The sequence below is a fragment of the Protofrankia sp. BMG5.30 genome (assembly GCF_001983005.1).
Lineage (GTDB): Bacteria > Actinomycetota > Actinomycetes > Frankiales > Frankiaceae > Protofrankia > Protofrankia coriariae.
Genome location: NZ_MOME01000030.1, coordinates 1 through 8,564, shown reverse-complemented (window position 1 = coordinate 8,564; position 8,564 = coordinate 1). Strand labels below are relative to the sequence as shown.

The window sequence follows — 8,564 nt, the reverse complement described above, 5'->3', positions numbered from 1 at the left end:
CAGACCTCGTCACCACCCTCCTCGCCGCGCACGGCCACACCCTCGACGACGTCGACGGCTGGGCCATCCACCCCGGCGGCGCGCGCATTCTGCGGGTCGTCGCGGACCAGCTCCAGCTCAGCGAGGAAGCGACCGCCCCCTCCTACGACATTCTCCGCGAATACGGCAACTGCTCGAGTGCGACCGTTCTGATCATCCTTCAGCGGCTGCTGCGGACCCGCGAGATCCGACCGGGCAAGGTGGCGGTCGCCCTCGGGTTCGGCCCCGGCCTGACCCTGTTCGCCGCCCTGCTGAAAGCCCACTGACAGAACGCCGACAACCACACAGGCCACCAGCGGCTGCCGGTGGCCTGTGTGGGCCAGGCTGCCGGCAGCCGCCACTCCGCCACTGCCCGGACCCGCCGACACCCGATGATCCGCGCGGGGTGCGAGGACGTCCGCCGCACTCCATGCGACACGAGACGCGGCGCCGGGCACAGCCACGGCAATGCCGCCCGCCCGGTCCCGGTCCCGGTCATCCGCGCCGGGCCGGCCGTGGCCCGTGCACGTCCCCGCCCCGCAACGCCCGAAGGATGCCGGCATGCCGTCGCTCACCCCCCGAGAAATTCCCGTCGTCATCGTCGGTGCCGGGCCCAGCGGTACGACAGCGGCCAATCTTCTCGGCCGGCAGGGCATCGCCTGTCTCGTCGTCGAGCGCCACCACGACATCTACCCGCTGCCCCGGGCCGTACATCTTGACGACGAAACGTTGCGGATCATGCAGTCCGCCGGTCTCGCCGACGAGGTACGGGCCATCACCAGACCCGCGCTGGGCCTGCAGCTGCTGAACGCCGACCACCAGCCGTTCGCCCGCTTCCAGCGGGATCCCGTCGACAGTGGGCAGGGCCATCCCGGGGCCAACATGTTCGACCAGGCCATGCTGGAGGCTGTGCTCCGCCGGGGGCTCGCCCGCTTCCCGCACGTCGACCTGCGATGCGGTGCCGAAGCCGTCGCCGTCGAGACCGGGCACACCCACGGCCCAGCCCCGCTGCGCGTCACGATCCGTGACCACGTCTCCGGTCGTCTCGAGCAGGTCTGGACCCACGCCGTCCTCGGCTGCGACGGCGCGAACGGCAGCAGCCGCGCAACCGTCGGCACCACCATGGAAGATCTGCGTTTCACCCAGTCCTGGCTGGTCGTCGACGTGCACAGCGAGCAGCCGCTGGCGAACTGGGACGGCATCCACCAGGTCTGCGACCGACGCCGTGCCGCCACGTACATGCGGATCGGCCCSCGGCGCTACCGCTGGGAGTTCCAGATCCGGGCCGGTGAATCCGCTCACGAACTGTCACGAATCGAGGTCGTCCGCCAGCTCGTCGCGCCCTGGCTCGGCGGCGTCGACCCACGACAGCTCACCGTCGTACGCCAGACCACCTACACCTTCCACGCGCTCGTCGCCCGGCGCTGGCGGCGCGGGCGGGTGTTCCTCCTCGGTGACGCCGCGCATCAGACACCGCCGTTCCTCGGCCAGGGGCTGTGTGCCGGCGTCCGCGACGCGGCGAACCTCACCTGGAAACTCGGCCTCGTCCTGGCTGGCCATGCCGACGAGCGGCTTCTGGACAGTTACCAGAGCGAGCGTCGGCCGCACGCCCGCCAACTGGTCCGTATGGCGGTCATGCTCGGCCGGACGATGACCAGTGGCACAACCGCCGTGGGCACGGCGCGCCAGGCCCTGTTCGTCCAGGCCGCCGGCCTGGACGCCTTCCAACGGCTGATGGAACGCTCGGCGAGCCCGCCGCTGCGCCCCGGCCCGCTCGTCAGGCCGGCGTCGCGGCTGTTGCCGGGCCGCCGGCAGCCCGCCGGGCGGCTGTGCCCGCAGCCGCTGGTCCGCACCGCCGCCGGCACCGACACCGCCGCGCCCGTCGAGATCCCACTGGACGACCTGCTGGGCGACGGCTTCGCCGTCCTCGCCCACTGCACCGACTGGATCTTCGCCTTCAACTGGGCCTCCGTCATCGGCGAGGACACCCGGGCCTTCTTCGCCCGGTTGCGCACCCGCTACGTCGGCATCGTCCCGGCACCCGCCCCCCTCCCGGCGACCTCGGACGACGTCAGGCTCATCCATGATCCGAGCGGGGCGCTCGACCGCTGGCTGACCCGTCACCGTGCCCACGCCGTGCTGCTACGGCCGGACCGCACCGTGTTCGCCACCGCTCGCACCCTCGACCTGATCCGGTGGCGCCACGAACTCGCGTCCGCCGGGATGCGGGACATCCTCCCGCCTGCGCGCCTGGCCGGCCTGGAGCGGCAGCCACAGCAGTCCGCTGTCAGTAGCGCCGGCCGACGAGGTCACCATGCCCGTACGCCGGTTGAGCCGGGTTCGATGGATCTTCGGTCGTAACCTGTCCGGGAGGTTCGGAAGCACCGAGACTGTTCCCGTCGCCGCTGCGGGGATTTTCACCCCGTCCGCGGTGATGTGTTGTAGATGATATGTCATATATCTGACATACCGGGTGCTGCTGGCCTGGCCCCCTGTCCGCGATACCCACCGCGCCCCGCGGGTATCGGGGTTTCGATCATCGATTCGATCAGTCCGACCGAGTCGGCCGGCCCAGGCCTGGGGGCTTCGCCCGTGGACCTGCCGGCAGGCCGCGCGTGGACAGCGCCGTGGCGTTCACAGCCGGGCGCCCGCCGGGGCGGTCGAGCACCCGCCGAACCGGCGGGCGGACAGGTCCAGGCGGACGGACGTGGCCGGTGTCTCCCGCCGCACCGCCTAGATCGCGATTATCGTGAAGATCAGTCTGCCGGTCGTCCTGCTTGGTTGAGCGCCCCCTGCCCCCGCCCGTGTTCCCGAGGAGGGTCCGCGATGACCGTTACCCCGCCTGCCACCGTCACGCCGGGGCCCGTGCCGATACGCGCGCACCCTGTTCCAGGATCGGCCGGTGGCCTGCGCGCCGCGAGGAAGCTGCTGCGCGCCGATCCGCTCGCTGGCCTCGTCCGCCTGCGCCAGACCCACGGCCCGGTCGTGCAGCTGTCGTCCCGGCCGCTGTCGGCGTTCCTGGTGGCGGATCCGGACGCGATCGCCGACGTGCTGGTCGGGTCGCACCGCTCCTACCGGCGGGGGTTCGTCCGCCGTGGCCCCGGCTCTCGTGGCACCGCGGTGCAGCCCCTCACCATGGTGCTCGGGCAGGGCCTGCTGACCAGCTCCGGTGAGCTGCACCGCAGGCAGCGGCGGCTCATGCAGCCGCTGTTCCACCACCAGCGGATCTTCGAGTACGGAGAGACGTTCGCCGCGATCGCCGACGCGCGGGCCGCGCGCTGGCGGAACGGGCAGCGTCTCGACATACACGACGAGATGATCGAGATGACGCTGGCGATGGTCACGAAGACCCTGTTCGACGTCGATGTCGACGCCGATACCGACAGCGACATCGTGGCCGTGATCCGGGCCGCCATCAGTGAGAACACGGTGGCCGCCCGCAAGGCCCTGCACACCGGTTTCGAACTGCTGGAACGGCTGCCGCTACCCTCGGCCCGGCGCCGCCGCGAGACTCGCCAGGCCCTCGACCGGGTCGTCTACGACCTCATCGAACGCCGCCGCCGCGAAGGGGCGGAAGGCCGGGATCTGTTGTCGCTACTGTTGTCCGCCCGTGACGCCGACAGCGGGGACGRCATGGACGACAGCCAGGTTCGGGACGAGACCCTGACCATCATGCTCGCCGGTCACGAGACCACCRCCAACGCGCTGACCTGGACCTTTCATCTCCTCGGCCAACATCCCGAGGTGGCCGAGGCACTGCACGCCGAACTCGACGGCGTCCTGGCCGGCCGGCGTCCGACGGTCGCGGACCTGCCCCGCCTGCCGTTCACCGACGCGGTGCTCAGCGAGTCGATGCGGCTCTACCCGCCCGTGTGGGCGATGAGCCGGTATCTGGTGGAGGACCGTGTCGTCGGTGGCTATCCGTTGCCCGCAGGGTCGACGCTGCTGCTGAGCCAGTGGGTCGTTCACCGCGACGAGAAATGGTGGCCGGAACCGGAACGGTTCGACCCGGCCCGCTGGCTCGGGGACCGGGTCGACCCCGACCGGCCCCGCTACGYCTACTTCCCCTTCGGCGGCGGCCCGCACCAGTGCATCGGCAACAGCTTCGCCCGGACCGAAGGGGTGCTCGCGCTCGCGACGATCAGCCGCCACTGGACGTTCGAGCCCGTCCCCGGCTTGAAGATCGCCCCTGAGCCGCTGGTGACCCTGCGGCCCCGGGACGGACTGCCGATGACCATCCGTCGCCACGGCTGACGGCACGCCGCCCGCGCCCGACCCCCGGTCTCGCTCAGTCCCCGGCCTCGCCGATCCCCGTGCGGAGAGCACGGGCGAACGAAATACCACCAGCCGCTCCTTCACCGCGGCCGGCCGCCGGAAGCGTCGTTCTTCCGGCCGGTTATCCGACTATCCGACCGGCCGGCCGGGTAGCCAATTGCCGAGCGATCCCGGCTCCCGCCATGTACCCGGACGCCGTGCGGAACATTGTGATGAAGCCAGCGCCACAGTGCACAGCCTTCGGGTTCCGATACCCTGCCGGCCGACCTACTCTTGAAGAGGAACATCCGTCACCTGTATCCGCTGGGAGTAAAATGACTGCCAGAACCCTGCGGCGTGCCGTGGTCGCTATTGTCACCGGGCTTTTCGCCGTGTTCCTGGGCACAGCTCCCGCCAGTGCCCTGCCCACCAGCACCGACACCGGAATCGGCGGCGGAACCGCCATAACCATCGACGACCCCGCCACCGGCACAGATCCCGCCACCGGTGGGGACTCCGCGGCCGGCGCTGGCTCCAATGCCCTGGGCGCGATCTCCGGCGTGGTGGGGGGCCTCTTCTCCAGCGCCTTCTCCCAGGCCGGGAACGCTGTTTCCGAAGGATTGTCCAACGGGACCCCGAACTAACTCCTCCAAGAACGGCCGATAATACTTCCAATATTTTCGTGCTCGTCGTCCCGGCCGGGACAGCGAATTCCACATGTTGTTCCGGCCGGGAGATGGCAGCCGGCCGCCAGAAGATCATCCATGTCTCCCGTGTTCGACCGGACGGTGTCGTTCCCTGCCCACCACCGGTGCGGCTCCGGTCCACGGTCGTGACGGGGCGCCGCCCGCGATTCCTCCCCGGCGCCGCCACCCGCACCACCCACGAGACCGCACCGGAAGTGCTGTTTTCAAGGTGTTCATCCTGCTCGCAGGCTTTTGCCCCGGTCACGGCAACGGGTGCCGGGCCAGGGGCCGCCAGGGTGGTCTGTTCCCGGGAATGCCGATCGGAGAGCTGATGGTTGGGGCCGGATATGACAACCATTGGATTGATCGGTAGCGGGAACATCGGCAGCACGCTGGCCAGACTGGCTGTCACGGCCGGATATGACGTGGTCCTGAGCAACTCGCGAGAGCCTGAGACGCTGAAGGAGCTGGTCGACGAGCTGGGCCCGCGCGCCCGCGCCGCAACCCCAGGCCAGGCCGGGGAAGCCGGGGACCTGGTGGTCGTGACAATTCCGCTGCGAGCCTACCGCAGCGTGCCCGTCGAACCACTTGCCAACAGGACTGTCATTGACACCAACAACTACTACCCGCAACGAGACGGGCAGATCCCCGAGCTGGACGACGAATCGACCACGACCAGCGAGCTCCTCCAGAGGCACCTGCCAACGTCCAAGGTCGTGAAAGCGTTCAACAACATCTATTTCAAGCATCTGCTGTCGCTGGCCCGGCCGGCCGGGGCGCCCGACCRCAGCGCCCTGCCGATCGCCGGGGACGACGCGGACGCGAAAGCGGCGGTGATCGCCTTCCTGGACGCGATCGGCTACGACGCCGTCGACGCCGGCCCGCTCTCCGAAGGGTGGCGTTTCCAGCGCGACACCGCCGCCTACGCGACCTTGTACTTCGACCGAAGCTCGGCCAGCGGGCAGGACGGGTTCCCGGCGGCGGGAGTACCGGCCGATGCCGCGACGCTCCGCGCGGCTCTGGCCGCTGCCCGTCGTTATGCCGACGCTGGCGGAAACTGACCCGGAACGACCGGATGGAACGTACGCCGCCGGCGGTGATCGGCGGCGTACGGCGGCCATGCCCCAGTGCCCGGTATCCCCCTTTCCGCCGGATATCCGGCCAGCATCCCCGCCGGACTTCCAGCGAACGCCACTCGCACCGTCATCTCGCGGCAGCGCAGGCCCGCGCGGATCTCGGTCGTGACAGCGCGAGTCGCCGGTCACGCCGAGCGGAAGTCCCGCCTACCCGCTCAGTACTCCATCCGCCCCCGGCTCCATCCGCCCCCGGCTCCGTCCACCCCCACCGCCGGGCATCCTGATATGTCCATCGAAAGCGGCCGACCACCTGGTGGCGGTAAGGGCACATTACGTGACCGTCAAACGTCATATTGCGGGACGACGCGCGAAAGTGCACGAACCACGCCGGTGATGCTGGTCAGCGCGCGGAATCACGGGCGCCCGAACCTGCGAACCAGGTGGTAAGAAGACCCGGAAACGGAAATGAAAAGGCGATGAGGAGGTAAGTAGGGTGTGACGATGCCGGTTCGTCCACGGCCTCATGCGAAGGCGGGATCCGATGAACGGTGACAGACCGTGTACCGACACGCCGGCTGACCGGTCCGATGAGCGACCGCTCGACCGGCTGGCGGGGCGCTCGGACGTCCACCTGGCAGGGGGCAGCGTGACAGCCGCGGTGGACGCGCACGGGATCGTGACAGGCTGGAGCGAGAGCGCATACCAACTCCTGGGCTACACCCCGGCGGAGGTCATCGGGACGGCCGTGGGYACGCTGCTCGCCGATGCGCTGCCGAAGCCGGCCCGGCATGCTGTCGCGCACRGGCAGAGCTGGCAAGGACTGGTCACCGTTTGTCACCATGACGGCTGTATCCTCCCGCTGGGGATTCGCGCCCATCCCCTCCTGGACGCCGCCGGGGCTGTCACCCTGTGGTATGTGGCCGTGCTCCACACCGGCCTCGCACCCGTCCGGGCTCCTTCCTCGGCCTCTCATGACAGGCACGCGTGCGACCCGCGGGAGCCGCGGGAAGCGAGGGAGACACCGGTGGACGACCGGTCTCTGATCGGCTGGGCGTTCACGCAGGCCCCGATCGGCCTGGCGCTCGTCGACACCGAGATGCGGATCCGCCGGCTGAACACCGAAACCACCCGCATGATCGGTAACACCGACACCGACCTGCGCGGCCACCGGCTGATGGACGCCTTACCCCACCCCGCCTACCAGGCAACCTGGGACCATCTCCGCCACGTGATGGCCACCGGCCGATCCGCCCGCCACGAAAGCTTCAGCCGCGCGCAGGGGGAGACCCGCAAACGCGCCTGGGCGGTCCGCACCTCCCCGGTCCGCGACCCCGCCGGCCGGATCCACGGCGTGTTCACCGCCGCCATCGACATCAGCGAACAGTACTGGGCCCAGCAACGCCTGACCCTGCTCAACGAGGCCACCACCGCCATCGGCAGCACCCTCGAGGTCGATCGCACCGCCCAGGAGCTCGCCGACATCACCGTCCCCCGCTTCGCCGACCAGATCAGCGTCACCCTCCTCGACACCGTCTACCGCGGCAGCGAACCCACTCCTGGCCCGCTCAGCGCCCCGTTCCCCCTGCGCTGTATCGGCTACGCCGCCACCCTCCCCACCGGTCCGACCGCCCCCCTCGGCCGTACCACCACCTACCCCGCCGGCTCTCCTCTCGCCCATGCCCTCACCACCGGCCGGCCCGCCATCTGCCCGCTCCCTGATCCCGCCTTCACCACCTGGCTCCCGACCACCTGGATCCCAGGTACCACCGCCCCCCACTCTGCCATGATCGTTCCGCTGCGGGCCCGAGGCACCACGCTCGGGGCCGCCGTCCTCACCCGCCACCACCACCCCGCCCCCTTCACCTCCGACGATCTTCTGCTCGCCGACGAGCTCGCCACCCACACCGCCGTCTGTCTCGACAACGCCCGCCGCTACACCCGCGAACGCACCACCGCCCTCACCCTCCAGCACAGCCTCCTCCCCCATGATCTCCCCCGCCCGGCCGCCGTGGACGTCGCCCTCCGCTACCTGCCCGCCGGCGCCCAGGCCGGCGTCGGCGGCGACTGGTACGACGTCATCCCGCTCTCCGGCGCCCGCGTCGCCCTCGTCGTCGGCGACGTCGTCGGCCACGGCATCCACGCCGCCGCCACCATGGGTCAACTGCGCACCGCCGTGCGCACCCTCGCCGACGCCGATCCCACCCCCGACGAGCTGCTCACCCGGCTCGACGACGTCATCACCCGGCTGACCACCGATCGAGATCCCGGCAGCGGCGACCTCGGTGCCACCTGCCTCTACGCCGTCTACGACCCCACCACCGGCCACGCCACCATCGCCAGCGCCGGCCACCCCCCACCCGCCCTCGTCACCCCCGACGGCACCGTCACCTACCTCGACATCCCCCCCGGACCCCCCCTCGGCCTCGGCGGCCTCCCCTTCGAAGCCACCGACCACCACCTCCCCGACGGCAGCCTGCTCGCCCTCTACACCGACGGCCTGATCGAATCCCGCGACCGCGACATCGACACC

6 protein-coding genes are annotated in these 8,564 nt (G+C 70.4%); all 6 read left to right on the top strand.

Features of this window, described 5'->3' with window-relative positions; all coding sequences use genetic code 11:
- The coding region (locus BL254_RS16855) for a 3-oxoacyl-[acyl-carrier-protein] synthase III C-terminal domain-containing protein (RefSeq protein ID WP_305775651.1) at nucleotides 1-305 on the top strand (305 nt) is incomplete at its 5' end.
- A 274-nt stretch (nucleotides 306-579) separates the two neighbouring features.
- Nucleotides 580-2,379: a bifunctional 3-(3-hydroxy-phenyl)propionate/3-hydroxycinnamic acid hydroxylase gene (locus BL254_RS16850; RefSeq protein WP_076844006.1), complete on the top strand. Its 1,800-nt coding sequence runs from the start codon at nucleotides 580-582 to the stop codon at nucleotides 2,377-2,379.
- Between the two features lie 465 nt (nucleotides 2,380-2,844).
- Nucleotides 2,845-4,272 carry a cytochrome P450 gene (locus BL254_RS16845; RefSeq protein WP_076844004.1) on the top strand — a complete coding sequence of 476 codons (1,428 nt, stop codon included), beginning with the start codon at nucleotides 2,845-2,847 and terminating at the stop codon, nucleotides 4,270-4,272.
- 335 nt (nucleotides 4,273-4,607) lie between these two features.
- Complete coding sequence (locus tag BL254_RS16840; protein WP_047223108.1) at nucleotides 4,608-4,916, top strand: hypothetical protein; 309 nt, start codon at nucleotides 4,608-4,610, stop codon at nucleotides 4,914-4,916.
- Nucleotides 4,917-5,305: 389 nt separating this feature from the next.
- The gene (locus BL254_RS16835; protein WP_076844002.1) at nucleotides 5,306-6,019 is read left to right on the top strand and encodes an NADPH-dependent F420 reductase; all 714 of its coding nucleotides are present in this window, start codon (nucleotides 5,306-5,308) and stop codon (nucleotides 6,017-6,019) included.
- A 556-nt stretch (nucleotides 6,020-6,575) separates the two neighbouring features.
- On the top strand, nucleotides 6,576-8,564 hold a 1,989-nt coding region (locus BL254_RS16830), incomplete at its 3' end, for a SpoIIE family protein phosphatase (protein WP_076844000.1).